This is a genomic window from Gordonia polyisoprenivorans NBRC 16320 = JCM 10675, assembly GCF_000241325.1.
In the GTDB taxonomy this organism is placed as follows: domain Bacteria; phylum Actinomycetota; class Actinomycetes; order Mycobacteriales; family Mycobacteriaceae; genus Gordonia; species Gordonia polyisoprenivorans.
In genome coordinates this window covers 1-14,525 of sequence record NZ_BAEI01000064.1, presented here as the reverse complement: position 1 = coordinate 14,525, position 14,525 = coordinate 1, and the positions used below count along the sequence as shown (strand labels likewise).

14 protein-coding genes and 1 pseudogene are annotated in these 14,525 nt (G+C 66.5%); 9 read left to right on the top strand and 6 right to left on the bottom strand.

Translation table 11 applies throughout. The annotated features are described in order from the left end of the window. The first annotated feature begins 42 nt into the window (after positions 1-42). The gene (asnB, locus tag GOPIP_RS16385) at positions 43-1,884 is read left to right on the top strand and encodes an asparagine synthase (glutamine-hydrolyzing) (protein ID WP_006370853.1); all 1,842 of its coding nucleotides are present in this window, start codon (positions 43-45) and stop codon (positions 1,882-1,884) included. Positions 1,885-1,912: 28 nt separating this feature from the next. Here asnB and GOPIP_RS16380 read toward each other — a convergent pair whose 3' ends face one another. The 3 genes from GOPIP_RS16380 to GOPIP_RS16370 are packed head-to-tail and all read right to left on the bottom strand — an operon-like array spanning position 1,913 to position 3,268. Further along, on the bottom strand, positions 1,913-2,323 hold the full coding sequence (locus tag GOPIP_RS16380) for a DUF2752 domain-containing protein (protein ID WP_006370852.1): 411 nt from the start codon (positions 2,321-2,323) through the stop codon (positions 1,913-1,915). 39 nt (positions 2,324-2,362) lie between these two features. After that, a complete protein-coding gene (locus tag GOPIP_RS16375; protein ID WP_006370851.1) occupies positions 2,363-2,785 on the bottom strand; it encodes a TM2 domain-containing protein in 423 nt (140 codons plus the stop codon). 27 nt (positions 2,786-2,812) lie between these two features. After that, positions 2,813-3,268, bottom strand: a complete 456-nt coding sequence (locus GOPIP_RS16370; RefSeq protein ID WP_006370850.1) for a limonene-1,2-epoxide hydrolase family protein — start codon at positions 3,266-3,268, stop codon at positions 2,813-2,815. 269 nt (positions 3,269-3,537) lie between these two features. Between GOPIP_RS16370 and GOPIP_RS16365 the strand changes: the two genes are divergently transcribed. From GOPIP_RS16365 to GOPIP_RS16355, 3 genes are all read left to right on the top strand, one after another. Next, the gene (locus tag GOPIP_RS16365) at positions 3,538-4,164 is read left to right on the top strand and encodes a 50S ribosomal protein L25/general stress protein Ctc (RefSeq protein ID WP_035728247.1); all 627 of its coding nucleotides are present in this window, start codon (positions 3,538-3,540) and stop codon (positions 4,162-4,164) included. 9 nt (positions 4,165-4,173) lie between these two features. Then, positions 4,174-4,740 (top strand): aminoacyl-tRNA hydrolase, encoded by a 567-nt coding sequence (gene pth, locus GOPIP_RS16360; RefSeq protein ID WP_006370848.1) that lies wholly within the window; start codon positions 4,174-4,176, stop codon positions 4,738-4,740. A gap of 75 nt (positions 4,741-4,815) precedes the next feature. Continuing rightward, entirely contained in the window at positions 4,816-5,886 is a 1,071-nt protein-coding gene (locus GOPIP_RS16355; RefSeq protein WP_006370847.1) for a beta-ketoacyl-ACP synthase 3, read from the top strand. 83 nt (positions 5,887-5,969) lie between these two features. On the opposite strand, the gene GOPIP_RS16350 is transcribed toward GOPIP_RS16355, so the two are convergent. Further along, complete coding sequence (locus GOPIP_RS16350; RefSeq protein WP_244421164.1) at positions 5,970-6,338, bottom strand: hypothetical protein; 369 nt, start codon at positions 6,336-6,338, stop codon at positions 5,970-5,972. 248 nt (positions 6,339-6,586) lie between these two features. On the opposite strand from GOPIP_RS16350, the gene GOPIP_RS29710 reads away from it, so the two are divergent. Next, positions 6,587-8,302, top strand: a complete 1,716-nt coding sequence (locus GOPIP_RS29710) for a PQQ-binding-like beta-propeller repeat protein (protein ID WP_280110122.1) — start codon at positions 6,587-6,589, stop codon at positions 8,300-8,302. Positions 8,303-8,351: 49 nt separating this feature from the next. Here GOPIP_RS29710 and GOPIP_RS16340 read toward each other — a convergent pair whose 3' ends face one another. Continuing rightward, positions 8,352-9,113 (bottom strand): ABC transporter permease, encoded by a 762-nt coding sequence (locus GOPIP_RS16340; protein ID WP_006370844.1) that lies wholly within the window; start codon positions 9,111-9,113, stop codon positions 8,352-8,354. After that, on the bottom strand, positions 9,110-10,123 hold the full coding sequence (locus GOPIP_RS16335; protein WP_006370843.1) for a daunorubicin resistance protein DrrA family ABC transporter ATP-binding protein: 1,014 nt from the start codon (positions 10,121-10,123) through the stop codon (positions 9,110-9,112). Before GOPIP_RS16335 ends, GOPIP_RS16340 begins: the two co-directional genes overlap by 4 nt. 259 nt (positions 10,124-10,382) lie before the next feature. Here GOPIP_RS16335 and GOPIP_RS16330 point away from each other — a divergent pair, with 259 nt between their 5' ends. The 4 genes and pseudogenes from GOPIP_RS16330 to GOPIP_RS16310 all read left to right on the top strand — a co-directional run. Continuing rightward, positions 10,383-11,399 (top strand): beta-ketoacyl-ACP synthase III, encoded by a 1,017-nt coding sequence (locus GOPIP_RS16330; RefSeq protein WP_014359290.1) that lies wholly within the window; start codon positions 10,383-10,385, stop codon positions 11,397-11,399. Positions 11,400-11,484: 85 nt separating this feature from the next. Further along, positions 11,485-13,095 carry a peptide chain release factor 3 gene (locus GOPIP_RS16325; RefSeq protein WP_006370841.1) on the top strand — a complete coding sequence of 537 codons (1,611 nt, stop codon included), beginning with the start codon at positions 11,485-11,487 and terminating at the stop codon, positions 13,093-13,095. A gap of 9 nt (positions 13,096-13,104) precedes the next feature. Further along, entirely contained in the window at positions 13,105-13,779 is a 675-nt protein-coding gene (locus GOPIP_RS16320) for a hypothetical protein (protein WP_035728228.1), read from the top strand. A 418-nt stretch (positions 13,780-14,197) separates the two neighbouring features. Further along, a pseudogene (locus tag GOPIP_RS16310) lies at positions 14,198-14,525 on the top strand (HNH endonuclease); the annotation flags it as partial.

Here is a 14,525-nt window from a genome sequence, read left to right as displayed (position 1 = left end):
AAGATAGTTAGTTTCACTAATGAAAATCGAGAGGTGCTTTCTATGTGCGGTATCACCGGATGGGTGGGATTCGACCACGATCTACGGCGCGAGGGCCACGTCGTCGAAGCGATGACCTCGACGATGGCGCTCCGTGGCCCCGACGACGTCGGCACGTATCTCGAGCCGCACGTCGGGCTGGGACACCGACGCCTGGCCATCATCGACCTCCCCCTTGGCCATCAGCCGATGACGGTGCAGACCCCGGCGGGCACCGTGGCGATCGTCTACAGCGGTGAGACCTACAATTTTCGTGAGCTTCGCACCGAATTGCGCTCCCTCGGACACGAATTCGTCACCGACTCGGACACCGAGGTGGTGTTGCGGGGCTTCGTGCAGTGGGGCGCCGAGGTGGCCGATCGCCTCAACGGTATGTATGCCTTCGCCATCTGGGACGGGCGGACCGAGGAACTGACCATGGTGCGTGATCGCCTGGGCATCAAGCCCTTCTACTTCTCCCGCACCAACGACGGCGTCGTGTTCGGCTCCGAACCCAAGGCCATCCTCGCCAACCCGCTGGTCCCCCACACCGTCGATCTCGACGGCCTGCGGGAACTGTTCGCGATGACCAAGGCACCCGGATGGTCGTTGTGGCGCAACATCTCCGAGGTGGAGCCGGGCACCATCGTCACCGTCGGGCGTGACGGCCTGCGCACCCGCACCTACTGGTCGTTGCCCGCGCACGGCCACGACGACGACCTCGAGACGTCGGTCGCGACGGTTCGCGAGTTGCTCACCGACATCGTCGATCGACAGCTCGTCGCCGACGTCCCGCGCTGCGTACTGCTCTCCGGCGGCCTGGACTCCAGCGCACTGACCGGTTTGGCCGCCGCTCGTCTGGGCTCCGAAGGCCAACGCGTGCACAGCTATTCGGTGGACTTCGCCGAACAGGAAGAGAACTTCACCCCGGACGAGATGCGCGACACCCCGGACTCGCCGTTCGTGCGCGACGTCGCCGCGCATGTCGGATCGATGCACCGCGACGTCGTGTTGAACCCGGCCGACCTCACCGACCCGGAGGTCCGGCGTGCGGTGATCGGCGCCCGCGACATCCCCGCCGGGCTCGGCGACATGGACACCTCGCTCTACCTGCTGTTCCGCGCGATCCGCTCGGAGTCGACGGTCGCCCTGTCGGGCGAGTCGGCCGACGAGGTGTTCGGCGGGTACCGCTGGTTCTTCGACGAGAACGCCCGCGCCGCAGACACTTTCCCGTGGCTGGCCTTCTCCTCGGCGATGACGCGCGATCGCCACGCGATGCTCTCCGGCGATCTTCAGCGGCGTCTCGACGTCGAGAACTACATCGCCGACCAGTATGCCAGTGCGCTCGCCACCATCCCCGTCGTCGACGGTGAATCCGACGACGAACGGCGGATGCGCCGGTTCAGTCATCTCCACCTGACGCGATTCGTCCGAATGCTGTTGGACCGCAAGGATCGTGCGTCGATGGCCGTGGGGCTCGAGGTCCGCGTCCCATTCTGCGACCACCGGCTCGTCGAGTACGTCTACAACACCCCGTGGTCGATGAAGACCTTCGACGGCCGGGAGAAGAGCCTACTGCGCCACGCGACGTCACATGTGTTGCCGCAGTCGGTGATCGACCGCACCAAGAGTCCCTATCCGTCAACGCAGGACACCAAGTACACCCAAACGCTGCAGGATCAGCTCACCGACATGATCGGCGAGCGCGATCATGAGGTGTTCGCGCTGGTCGACCGCGCCGCGGTGTCATCGATGATCGCCGCCGATGCGGCAACCTGCGACACGGGGCTGCGCAACCAGATGGATCGGGTGCTCGACCTGTATCACTGGATCGACATGTACTCCCCCGAGCTGGTGCTCGACTGAGCACACGCGCTGCCGGCCCAGCCACGCTTCAGATGACCAGGAGGATCCGCACCACCGAGAAGATCAGCCACGCCGCAACGACCACCTTGGCCACCGGATTCCACAGCAGCCGCTCCAGCCGAGGTGGTCGGCGGCGGGTCACCCGAGCGATCACCACGGTGATCGCGAGCGCGACGATCGCGGCGATCATCGGCAGCCCGAACGGGTGCGCGGCAAAGGATTGCGACCAGTCGCCGTGCACGCCGTAGACCCAGGACCGCGTCAAACCGCATCCGGGGCAGGGCAATCCGGTGACCAGCCGGAACGGACACAGGATCGGCCCGTGTTCGATTCCCGCGGGGCTCAACGCGCACGCCACACCGACACCGGCGACCCCCACGACGGCGGCGATCTCACTCGCCGCGAGTCTCGGGGTGCGGGTGTCGGTGTGCGCGGTCATGTCATGTCCTGGTGAGGCGGTGCTGGTGAGGCGGGGCGATCAGTCGGCCAGCGGCCGGCCGTCGGAGTCGGTCACCTTGCCGACGAGCATCATGATGCCATCGATCAGCGGCCAGATCGCACCGAGACCGCAGGTCAGCCACGTCACTGCGATCTGCGCGATCGCGATGCCGACGTGACCGGTGTAGAAGCGACCCACGCCGAAACTGCCCAGGAAGATCTGCAACAACCCTGCGGTGAGCTTGCTCTTGTCGGAGAACAACCCGGGGATCTGTCCGGCCGGGAACGGGTTGGGCGCCTCGGCGGCGCGGATGTAGGTGCTGCTCTTGAGCTGACCCGAGAGCGCCATGTGCTGCAGATCGGTGATACCGAGCGGCCCGTGCTCCTGGCCGAGGACGTTGACGTAGAACATGCCGCCCGCCGGTTGTCCGAAACCGTAGGCGGGTGGTTGCTGGTAGCTCATGGGCAGCAATGCTAGGCGCTCACACCATCACTCGGCGAGGGCGCGTCCGACCTTCGATCGACCGTTCAGCGGACGCACAGCCGCCGGGACGAGCACCCCGACCACTCCGCGCAGAAACGCCTTGGTGATGTCGAAGTAGTCGAAGTAATCCCGCCACAGCGTGATCTGACCGTCGACCACCTCGAACCGCCCGCACACCCAGAACTGCACGTGCAATCGGCCGACACTGATCTGGTCGACACGTTCGGTCAGCACGACGGTGTCGTCGGAGGACACGTTGACCATCCGGTAGTCGAAGGAGACCGGCGAGGAATCCATCGAGCCAAAGATCTTGGTGACCGGTCTGCGCCCGCGAATGGTCGCCAGCGACACGTTCGTATAGACGACGGTGTCGGCGAGATCGAGGCAGGCGGCGGCGCTGTCACCACGCGCGAGCCCGTCGAGGAAGCCGGTGACGATGTCGATCGGGGTGCGTGAGGTCATGGCCGCCAGTATGCCCGGCACCGGTGACGGGCACAGCCGATCGCGCCGGGCGGGCCCTTGCGACGCGATATGACATCGGCGCAGCTCATCGGCTAGTCTGTTCGGGTTGTCTCGGCGAGGGTGAGTGATCACCGTTATCGGCGCGACCATCGCACGTCTTCTCCGGTGCCCTCGTGCGCACCGACGGGGCCGTGGTGTTGGGCGCCGTCGCGCCGGGAAGCACCACCGACGACCGGCCGACCGGTCCCGCCACCCGAGGAGAACGTCTCATGGCCACTCAAGCCAACGCTCTGACCGTCACCACCCGCACCGCCAAGGGCAAGGGCGCCGCACGTCGTGCCCGCCGCGAGGGCCAGGTGCCCGCTGTGCTCTACGGCCACGGCTCTGACCCGCAGCACCTGAACCTCCCGGCCCGCGACTTCGCCGCGATCCTGCGCAACAACGGCATCAACGCCGTCATCGATCTCGACATCGAGGGCACCAAGCAGCTCGCCCTGACCAAGCAGGTCGACGTCCACCCGATCCGCAACTACATCGAGCACGCCGACCTGCTCGTCATCAAGCGCGGCGAGAAGGTCAGCGTCGAGGTCAACATCGTCGTCGAGGGTGACGCCGCTCCCGGCACCCTGGTCACCCAGGACGCCAACACCATCGAGATCGAGGCCGACGTGCTCTCGATCCCCGAGCAGATCGTCGTCGACGTCGAGGGCAAGGAAGCCGGCATCGCGATCCACGCCTCGGATCTCACGCTGCCCGAGCGCGTCACGCTGGTCACCGATCCGGAGACCCTCATCGTCGCCGTGAACGAGGCCCCGAGCGCCGCCGACCTCGAGGCCGAGGCCGTCGACGCCGGCGCCGAGGTGCCCAGCGAGGAATCCGACGACGAGTCCGAGTGACCCTGACACGTGAAACTCATCGTCGGACTGGGTAATCCGGGTCCGAAGTACGAGAAGACACGCCATAACATCGGCGCCATGGTCGCCGATCATCTGGTCACCTCCGCCGGTGGGCGGTATTCGGTGCACAAGCGCTCCGGCGCCGAGGTCGCATCGATACCGCTCGCCGGCGGTTCGGTGTTGGTGGCCAAGGCGCGGACCTACATGAACACCGTCGGTCGTCAGATCGGGCCGCTGGCCAAGTTCTATTCGGTCACACCGGACGACCTGATCGTGCTGCACGACGAACTCGACATCGACTTCGGTCTGGTGCGGCTCAAACGCGGCGGCGGCGAAGGCGGTCACAACGGGCTGCGCTCGGTGAGCCAGTCCGTCGGCACCCGCGACTACCTGCGGGTCCGGCTGGGCATCGGGCGGCCACCGGGTCGGCAGGATCCGGCCGACTTCGTGCTGAAACCGTTCCCCTCGGCCGCACGTGCCGAGGTCGATCTGCTGATCGAACACGGCGCCGACGCCGTCGAACTGTTGCTCACTGCCGGTCTGGAAGCAGCGCAGAACACCGTGCACGCCTGGTGATCGCCGCGTCGGCGCCAAGGCGTGAGAGCGCAAGCACATAGAATCTCTCCCGGCGCAACCCGAAGGGAACGACACGTGGCGAAACTCGCAGCGAACACCGGACACCGTAACGTCGCGATGCTGGGCATCGGCGCGTACCGGCCGAGGCGGCTGGTCAGCAACGACGAGGTGTGCGAGGTCCTCGACAGCACCGACGAATGGATCTACGAGCGCAGCGGTATTCGTAACCGCCGCTGGATCAGCGGCGACGAGAGCGCCCGCTCGATGGCCGCGGCCGCCGCCGAACGCGCGATCAGCAACTCCGGGGTGGCCAAGGAGGAGATCGGTGCGCTGATCCTGGCGACCAACAGCTGGAAGACCAAGATCCCGCACGGCGGCCCCATCGTCGCCTTCGACATCGGCCTCAACGGCATCCCCGCGTACGACATCGCCGCCGGCTGCGGCGGGTTCGGGTACGCGCTGGGTGTGGCGGCCGATACGGTGCGGGCCGGGTCGGCGCGGTACGTGCTGGTGGTCGGGGTGGAGACGATGTCGGTGGTCATGGAACCCACCGACCGCAACACCGCCTTCATCTTCGGCGACGGTGCCGGCGCCGTCGTCGTCGGGCCGAGCGAGGAGAACGGCATCTCCCCTACCGTGTGGGGCTCCGACGGCGAGAACGCCGAGGCCATCGGGCAGAACTACGACATCCCCGCCTACATGGACCGCGCGCAGGAGTACCAGCACAAGGATCCGGAGAGCGACCCCGTCGGCCGGATGGTCGTGACGATGCAGGGCCCGCGCGTGTTCCGCTGGGCGGCGATCACCCTGCCCAAGGCGTTGGCCGCGGTCATCGAGACCTCCGGGGTGGGCATCGAGGACATCGAGGTGTTCATCCCCCATCAGGCGAACGCCCGCATCAACGAGCTCATGAAGAAGAACCTCGGATTCCCCGACGACCTCCCCATGGCCAACGACATCGAGAACACCGGCAACACCTCGGCGGCGTCGATTCCGCTGGCCATGGAGGAGATGCTCGCGACCGGCAAGGCCCGCGGCGGCCAGACCGCGATGCTGCTCGGTTTCGGTGCGGGGCTCTCCTACGCGGGCGCGATCGTCACTCTCCCACCGGCGCCGGCGATCACGAGTTTCGACGACCTCGGCTGAGGCCTGCCGCTGAGCTGTTTCGTTCCCGCGTGGCGAATTCGTTGCGCGGGAACGAAATCGACTAGCGGAAATGTCGTGAGCAGTCACGCGGCGACAAGGCCGAGAGGCGCGAGTCTGCGATGCAACCTGGGAATGAACGCATCCCTTTCAAGGTCGTTCCAGGTCCAGCGGACGACCCGTGGTCCGGTGTCGCGGATCTCGTCCTCGCGCAACTTCTCTCGGATCACCGCATCGGCAATCGATTCACCGGGCCTGCGCAGACGACCGTACTTGATCATGCCGTCGAACTCGCCGACCACCAGCCACTCCCAATCGATATCGATGACGTAGGTCGATCCGGACGCGACCCGGATTGAGCCGGTGCAACTTCTGGGCACCGCCATGCCCGTCGAAATCCGCACCGGGTTCGACGTTGACGCCCGGAATGAGTGAATCAACTGGCCCGCTTTCACGTCGTTGGCGCGGCAACTGTCCGAAATGCCGCGCCTCAGAGCGGCATCCCTACGGATGAGCCCGTAGCGGTCATGTGGATATGCAGTCATGCACGGTTGGACGCAGCCGGCGTCGGTGCGGTTCCCGTCGACACCGAGTTGATGCTCACGCTGGTCGTTTTCCCTCCCGCGCAACGAACTCGGCGCGCAAGAAGGGAATCGACCAGCGGGAGTCAACGAGCGATGTGCGATCGGCTAGGGTCTTCGGCGTGACGACGCCCGTGGACCCACCGGAACACCCTGCTGTGCCCGACCAACCGGCGACCGACCAACCGGCGACCGACCAACCGGCGACCGACCAACCGGCACCCGGATATCCGCAGCCCGGGTATCCACCGCAGCCATATCCGGGACCGGGATACGCGGGACCCGGTAACGCGGCGCAAGGCCATCCGGCGCAGGGATACCAGACATCGGCATACCCGGCATCGGCATATCAGGCACCGACACATCAGGCACCGGGCTACCCGTGGCCCGCGCCCCCGGCCCCCGGCGGCCCCACGCCCACCGGGTCCTCGGGACGAACCTGGCTGTGGGTCGCACTGGGGTCGGTGGTCTTCGTCGTCGTCATCGCAATCGTGGCGGTGATCGTCGTCGCCGGATCGGACGGCGGCAGCGACTCCGCCACGGCCGCACTCGCTTCCGGCGACGATACCGTGCACGCAGAGGAGATCGGGTCCATCCCGCGTCCACCATCGAACGACGTGGCCTCGATGCCCGCCGAACCGTCCATCACATGGTCCTCGGGACCCGCGCTGCCCGGGTGGTGGGGCGCGAGCACGACCGCTCTGGTGCTCGGAAGTCGGGAGTACTCACCCTCGGTGACGGTGATCGACGCCGCCACCGGACGCTCACGATTCGTTCACGCGCTACCGCCCGGCCGGTTCGTCGACCTGTGCGCGGCCACCGACACCCGGATCGCCTGTGCCACAGCAACCAAGGACGCACCGTCGGAAACCCTCACAGTGCTCGATGCGCGCACCGGCGCGCGCATCGCCGACACCCCGTTGCCGCCCGGGCCCAACGGCGTGCAAAGTATGCACGCCGTCGGCGATCGATTCGTGATGACGTATGGCTCGTCGACCTCGCCCGGAGCGATGATCGCCACCGATAGCGACGGCACGGTGACCTGGTCGGGTCGGGGTTCGGGCGTCGCCGCCGACCAGCCGATCATCGTCCAAGCCGACTCTCCGCCGCCCAATTCCGATGAGGTCTCGCTGCTGCGTGCTTCTGACGGCAAACAGATCGTCTCGCTGAGCCGATCGTCGATCCCCCGGTTTCCCACGGTCCCGTTCACCGTCTATCAGGGCGGTGTGGCCGTGATCAATCCCCAGGGCACCGGCACCGACTTCTACTCGCTCGACGGCACCAAGACGGGTTCGTTGCAGGGTTGGGCACCGGCGGCGCAGAACGACGACACCGGTGCGCCCGCACCGCCGGCCCCTATCCTGGGGCGCATCGCGGCCGACCTCGGGAAGACCTCGCACATCGTCGGGGCCGCCAATCCCAGGACCGGCCATATCATCTGGCGCCGAACCGGTTCCGAGTTCAACGCGGTCCAGCTGTCGGCGGTGATGGCCGGTGATCTGTTGGGCCTTCGCCTCCGTCAAGGTGGCGGGTCGACCGCACCGAGCACCAACGACGGCAACCCGAATCCCGATGGCCCGGTGCAATTGTTCGACCCGTTGACCGGTGCAGTCCGCTCGGTGCCCATCACGATCGGTATGACGCAGACGACGACCGACGTCCTGAGCACCGACGGGACACGTCTGATCACGAGTCGGGGAGCCACCCTGACTGCCTACGACCTCGCCACCGGGGCACAGGCCTGGCAGTTGCAGAGCGACGGACAGTCGCTGCGCAGCGCGGGTTCCCACGTCTTCGGCACAGGCGGTTCCGACGGCATCTCGTCGATCGGCCCGTGACCCAAGACCTCCCGCGAGCCTTCAGAACGGAACGTGACCGGTCCTCTCGTCAGGCATTCTCCTTCCGGAACACCGATGTCCCCCACCAGGTCCCGAGTGCCGCGAGAATCGCCGCGGCGAGCACCGACCACAGCACCGCCATCGTCGCAATGTCACCGCCGAAGGTGTCGCGGACGCCGTCGACGATCCAGCGGAAGGGCATGAAGTCGCTGAGCCGCTGCAACCAGGCCGGGCCGAGGGTCATCGGTAGCAGGATGCCCGAGAGCAGCAGCACCGGCATCAACACCATGTTGATCACCGGCGCCATCACGTCTTCACTCTTGGTGGTGAGCGCCAACGCATTCGACGCCGCCGCGCAGGCCCCGCCGATGAGCAGCGTGATGACGATGCCGACGATCACCCCGATCACCGAACCGCGCATCCCCATCGCCCAGCCGAGCAGCACCAGGATCAGCGCCTGCACGAACAGTTGCAGGAGGTCGCGCATCAACCGGCCGGTGAGCAGCGCGGTACGGCTCGCCGGAGTTACCCGCTCGGCCTCGATGACGCCTTCTCGCCATTCGCCGATGAGGCTGAACCCGGCGAACATCGCCCCGAACATGCCGAGCTGCACGAGCAGGCCGGGCACCAGGAAGGTGTAGGGATTGTCTGCGCCACCGGGGAATTGGGCTACCAAGGGTTTGAGCAGCGGTCCGAACAGCACGAGATAGAGCACCGGCTGCAGGACCCCGATGACCACCCAGGCGGGATTGCGCAGGTTCATCCGGATCTGGCGGCGGAAGACGATGTGGGATTCGCGCAGAAAGGTCATCGCAGTACTCCTTCGTTCTCGATCTCGGTCTCCGCGGCGTTCTCCGTCGCGGCTTCGGCGTCGCGCAGCGATCTGCCGGTCATGGTGAGGAAGACGTCGTCGAGGGTTGGTCGGATGATCTCGATGGAGTCCAATTCGATGGATTCCGAGGTCAATTCACGGAGCAACGACGGGATGTGACGGCCGGCGTGCTGCACCCGACCGCGAACGTGGCGGTCGAGGGTCTCCACCGAGCCCGCGATGGTCGCCAGTTTGGCAGCCGCGGTGGACACCTGGGCGGCGTCGGAGATCTCGAGGTCGACGAGATCACCGGAGACCCGCGACTTGAGGTTGTCGGCGGTGTCGGCCGCCACGATCCGGCCGTTGTCGATGATGAGGATGCGATCGGAGAGTTCGTCGGCCTCGTCGAGGTAGTGCGTCGTCAAGAAGATCGTCGCCCCGTGTTCGGTGCGCAGCCGCCGGATGTGCTCCCACAGGTTGGCCCGGGCCTGCGGGTCGAGGCCGGTGGTCGGCTCGTCGAGGAACACCAGGGTCGGGTCGTGAACGAGTCCCATGGCGATGTCGAGGCGTCGCTTTTGCCCACCGGACATGTTCTTGGGCATGCGTTCCCAGAGTCCGTCGAGTTGTAGCTGCTCGAAGAGCGCCTTGCCACGTCGGGTGGCGTCGGCGCGCGACATGCCGTAGAGCATGCCGTGATCGACGACCTCATCCCCGGCCTGCGCCTGGCTGAACGTTCCGCCGGCCTGCGACACGTAGCCGATGCTGCGCCGCACCATCACCGCGTCGCGCACCACGTCGTAGCCGTTGACCGTCGCGGTGCCCGCGGTGGGCCGCAGCAGCGTGGTCAGCATTCGCAGCGTCGTCGTCTTGCCGGCACCGTTGGGTCCGAGGAAGCCGACGACCTCACCCTCGGCGATGTCGAGGTCGACCCCGTCGACCGCGCGGACCTCTCGTTTCTGTTTCCCGCGTCCGGTGTGGAAGGTCTGCACGAGACCTCGTGCATGGATCATGGCTTCCCTCTCCTCGGCTGATGTGACCATTCTCGGGGCCTTCATCTCTGCTGTCGGTGGATCTGTCGGATTTCCGACGCCCCGCACATGTACAGACCCGCGTACCGACGAGAATTCACCGAATCGCGGACAGCCACCGTCCGTGAATCCGCAACGTGTGAGAAGAGCGGCCGACGACCTGGCCCCACACGTCTACTTCCCAGTAGCGGCGACATGTGAGACGGTCTATGGCGAGTCGCATAGCGGAAGGAACCCACTTATGACCGTGATCGCCGACAAGACCGGTGTGAACAACATCGGAATGCTCGGAATCGGCGCGTACCGCCCCGAGCGCGTCGTGACCAACGACGAGATCTGCGAGCACATCGATTCCTCCGACGAGTGGATCTACACCCGCACCGGCATCAAGACCCGCCGATTCGCGCGGCGCGACGAAGACGTCACCCAGATGTCGGTCGCGGCCGGCCGCACGGCGATCGCCAACGCGCTGCTGTCGGGGTCCGACATCGACGCGGTGATCCTCGCGACCAACACCCACCTGCTGCTGACGCCGGCCGGCGCGACCAAGGTCGCCACCGAGCTCGGCTGCAACGGTGTCCCGGCCTTCGACGTCACCGTCGGCTGCGCCGGTTTCGGCTACGCGATGGCGCTGGCATCGGACATGGTGCGCGGCGGAAGTGCGACCCACGTGCTGGTCATCGGTGCCGAGCAGCTGTCGGTGACGCTGGACATGACCGACCGCGGCAACTGCTTCATCTTTGGCGACGGCGCCGGCGCCGTGGTCGTCGGACCGACCGAGGACCAGCAGCTCGGCCCGGTCATCTGGGGTAGCGACGGTTCGCAATACGACGCGATCCGGCAGGACATCGACTGGGTCACCTTCCTCGACGGCGACCGCGTTCAGCGCCCCTACGTGCGACTTCAGGGCACCGCTGTCTTCCGGTGGGCCGCGTTCGAGATGGGCAAGGCTGCCCAGCGCGCCCTCGAGGCCGCCAAGATCGGCACCGAGGACCTCGACGTCTTCGTTCCGCATCAGGCGAACTCGCGGATCAACGAACTGCTCGCCAAGAGCTTGCACCTGCCCGAGCGCACCGTCGTCGCCAACGACATCGAGTACACCGGCAACACCTCGGCGGCGTCGATCCCGCTCGCCATGGAGGATCTGCTCTCCACCGGCAAGGCCAAACCAGGCGACACCGCACTGCTGCTCGGATTCGGCGCAGGCCTGAGCTACGCGGCCCAGGTCGTCAAGATGCCGCCGGTGCCGTTCGAGTAGTCGAGGCGGTCGAGGGATCGCGGCGGCCGAGCGGTCCGGGCTCGTGGGTTTGGGACGCCGCGGCCTGGCCCGATAGCCTCAACAGGTGAGTTCTTCCGTTGCCGACGAGGTCCGCCGGCGTCGTACCTTCGCCATCATCTCCCACCCGGACGCCGGTAAGTCGACCATGACCGAGGCGCTGGCGCTGCACGCCCGCATGATCAGCGAGGCCGGCGCCATCCACGGCAAGGCCGGCCGCAAATCGACGGTGTCGGACTGGATGGAGATGGAGAAGGCGCGCGGCATCTCGGTCAGCTCGACCGCATTGCAGTTCAACTATCTGCCCGCCACCGCCGAACCCGACGACGAACCCGCCGTCATCAACCTCGTCGACACCCCCGGTCACGCCGACTTCTCCGAGGACACCTATCGGGTGCTGACCGCGGTTGACGCGGCGGTCATGCTCATCGACGCCGCCAAGGGGCTCGAGCCGCAGACCCTCAAGCTCTTCCAGGTGTGTCGTCATCGCGGCATCCCGGTGATCACCGTCATCAACAAGTGGGACCGGCCGGGGCGCACGCCGCTGGAACTGATCGACGAGATCAGTGAACGCATCGGCCTGCTGCCGACACCGCTGTTCTTTCCCGTCGGCATCGCAGGCGACTTCCGCGGATTGCTCGATCGCCGAACGGGCCGCTACATCCATTTCACCCGCACCGCCGGTGGCGCCACCATCGCTCCCGAGGAGCTGATGGATGCCGACGCCGCGAGCGCGCGCGAGGAGCAGGCGTGGACCGAGGCCGTCGAGGAGAGTGAGTTGCTCACCGAGATGGGGCAGGATCACGATCAGGAACTCTTCCTCGGTGGGCAGACCTCGCCGATGATCTTCGCCTCGGCGATGCTGAATTTCGGTGTGCGCCAACTACTCGAGACCCTCGTCGAGCTCGCACCGTCGCCGGTCGCACGCGCCGGGATCGACGGCGAGGTCCGCGAGCCCACCGATCCGTTCAGCGCCGTGGTGTTCAAGGTGCAGGCCGGCATGGATTCGAGCCACCGGGATCGATTGGCGTTCATGCGGATCGTGTCCGGCGAATTCGAACGCGGCATGGTCGTGACGCACGCGCAAACCGGAAAACCGTTCGCCACCAAGTACGCCCAGGCGGTCTTCGGCCGTGATCGCTCGACCGTCGACACCGCCTTCCCCGGAGACGTCGTGGGTCTGGTCAACGCGACCGCGCTGGCGCCCGGCGACACACTGTACGACGACCCGCGCATTCAGTTCCCGCCCATCCCCTCGTTTGCGCCCGAGCACTTCTCGTCGTTGCGTGCCACCACCGCCGACAAGTACAAGCAGTTCCGCAAGGGTATGGACCAGCTCGACAGTGAAGGCGTCGTGCAGGTGTTGCGCAACGAGTTGCGCGGCGACGCCTCACCGGTTCTTGCCGCCGTCGGTCCGATGCAGTTCGAGGTCGTCACCGCCCGCATGAAGGCCGAGTACAACGTCGACACCGTCATCGAACCGCTCGGCTACACCCTGGCGCGACGCACCGACGCCGACAGCGCCGACGAGCTCAACCGTCAGCGCGGCGTCGAGGTGTTCACCCGGAGCAGCGACGGGGTGCTCCTCGCACTGTTCAGTGACAAGTGGCGCCTGCAGTACATCGAGAAGGAACACCCCGATCTCCTCCTGGAACCGCTTGTCGCAGCCGCTGATTGACAGATCACGGTGACCGCCTCTCGTCGGTGGGGTGCACTCTGCGTGCTGGCCGTCATCGCAACGATCTGCGGGTGTGACACCGCGACGCCTCCCAGCAGGATGTCGGCGTCGTCGGTGCAGCGTGAGTCGCTCCGGCTCGATCCGCGCGAGTGCGCACGGACGCCGCCGACGGGTGCGATCGATCGCGTCGCCTACGATCTTCGATTCACCCGGGGCCGCATGCTTGTTGCGGTCAGCCCGTCCGGGGGCACCGGACGCTGCTACTCGTTTGCGAAGTCGGGCAACGCAAGCCCCGAGGTGCCGCCGGACTCTTTGCTCTTCACCTTCTCCGGACCAGGCACCGATGGTGCTCAGTTGGAGTTCCTTGCAGGCGATCTCACCGGCGGCGGGCCACCTCCGGTCGCCGGTACGCCGGCTCCCGGTCCGCTGACCGGCCCGATCACTTCTCTCGTCGGAGTTTCGGTGCACGGGGTGTACAGCTCTTCAGCCACCTGCCGGCTGGCCGTGACCGCCATGTCATCCACCCTTGCCGCCGGACACTTCACCTGCCCCGACGCCACTGCATCACCCGCAAATCCTTTCTCCCCCAACGACGAAGGACCATTCGACGGGCCATCGGCACCGGCGACGCCGTCAGACGCGGACGCCGCAACCCTCTCCGGCTGGTTCGAGCTGACCCCGTAACTCCTCCCCCGGTGGTCACACCTCCCTCCTCCCGACGATCGCGCCACCCACCTCCCGACGATCGCGACACCCACCTCCCCACGGTCGCGACACCCCCCCCCCCACGATCGACACCCCGACGATCGCAACCCTCCCCCCGACGATCGAGACCCTCCCCCGATGGTCGAGGTGCACGGCGCCCCAGGCGCCGGGCCTCGAGACCCGGCAAGACAACAAGCCTCCCAACCACATCGAGCATCGACAGCGATGCCCGCACCCCTACCACACCCCACCGACAGAAAACCTCAGCCAGCCCATCCCCGAAACCCGTTGTCCACAAGCACCTTTCCCTCCACACACTCGTCGAACACCCTTGCCTTAATCCATATGTTCGAGTACGATGGAGCCATCTCACCGATCAGCCACCGGGGAGGGGCCCATGATCGACACCACCGAAGCTCTTGACGCCGAAGCAGTCTTCGCCGCGATCGTCACCCAACTCAGCGACGTGCAATGGAATCCGGAGATGACCGGGCCGCAAGCCTTCGGCGCGATGAAACAAGTCCTCTTGCTGCGGAACCTGGTTGATCATCACGCCACCACCCTCACCGGCGAGATGGACCGGCTCGGCGTCGCCGACCACAAAACCACCCGACTGCGAGAACTGTTGATCAGCATGGGCTTCGCACCCGCCATCGCAGGTCGGTATGTGCGGGTCGCCGCCACCACCGATGTGGATCTGTTGTTGGCACATGCCGCGGACGGGT

What these genes read in the sequence shown, in the direction of transcription:
- GOPIP_RS16380 (WP_006370852.1), bottom strand. Translation starts at nt 2,323, where the DNA reads ATGACCGCGCACACCGACACCCGCACCCCGAGACTCGCGGCGAGTGAG.
- GOPIP_RS16340 (WP_006370844.1), bottom strand. Translation starts at nt 9,113, where the DNA reads ATGACCTTTCTGCGCGAATCCCACATCGTCTTCCGCCGCCAGATCCGG.
- GOPIP_RS16365 (WP_035728247.1), top strand. Translation starts at nt 3,538, where the DNA reads ATGGCCACTCAAGCCAACGCTCTGACCGTCACCACCCGCACCGCCAAG.
- GOPIP_RS16375 (WP_006370851.1), bottom strand. Translation starts at nt 2,785, where the DNA reads ATGAGCTACCAGCAACCACCCGCCTACGGTTTCGGACAACCGGCGGGC.
- GOPIP_RS16370 (WP_006370850.1), bottom strand. Translation starts at nt 3,268, where the DNA reads ATGACCTCACGCACCCCGATCGACATCGTCACCGGCTTCCTCGACGGG.
- asnB (WP_006370853.1), top strand. Translation starts at nt 43, where the DNA reads ATGTGCGGTATCACCGGATGGGTGGGATTCGACCACGATCTACGGCGC.
- GOPIP_RS16335 (WP_006370843.1), bottom strand. Translation starts at nt 10,123, where the DNA reads ATGATCCATGCACGAGGTCTCGTGCAGACCTTCCACACCGGACGCGGG.
- GOPIP_RS16330 (WP_014359290.1), top strand. Translation starts at nt 10,383, where the DNA reads ATGACCGTGATCGCCGACAAGACCGGTGTGAACAACATCGGAATGCTC.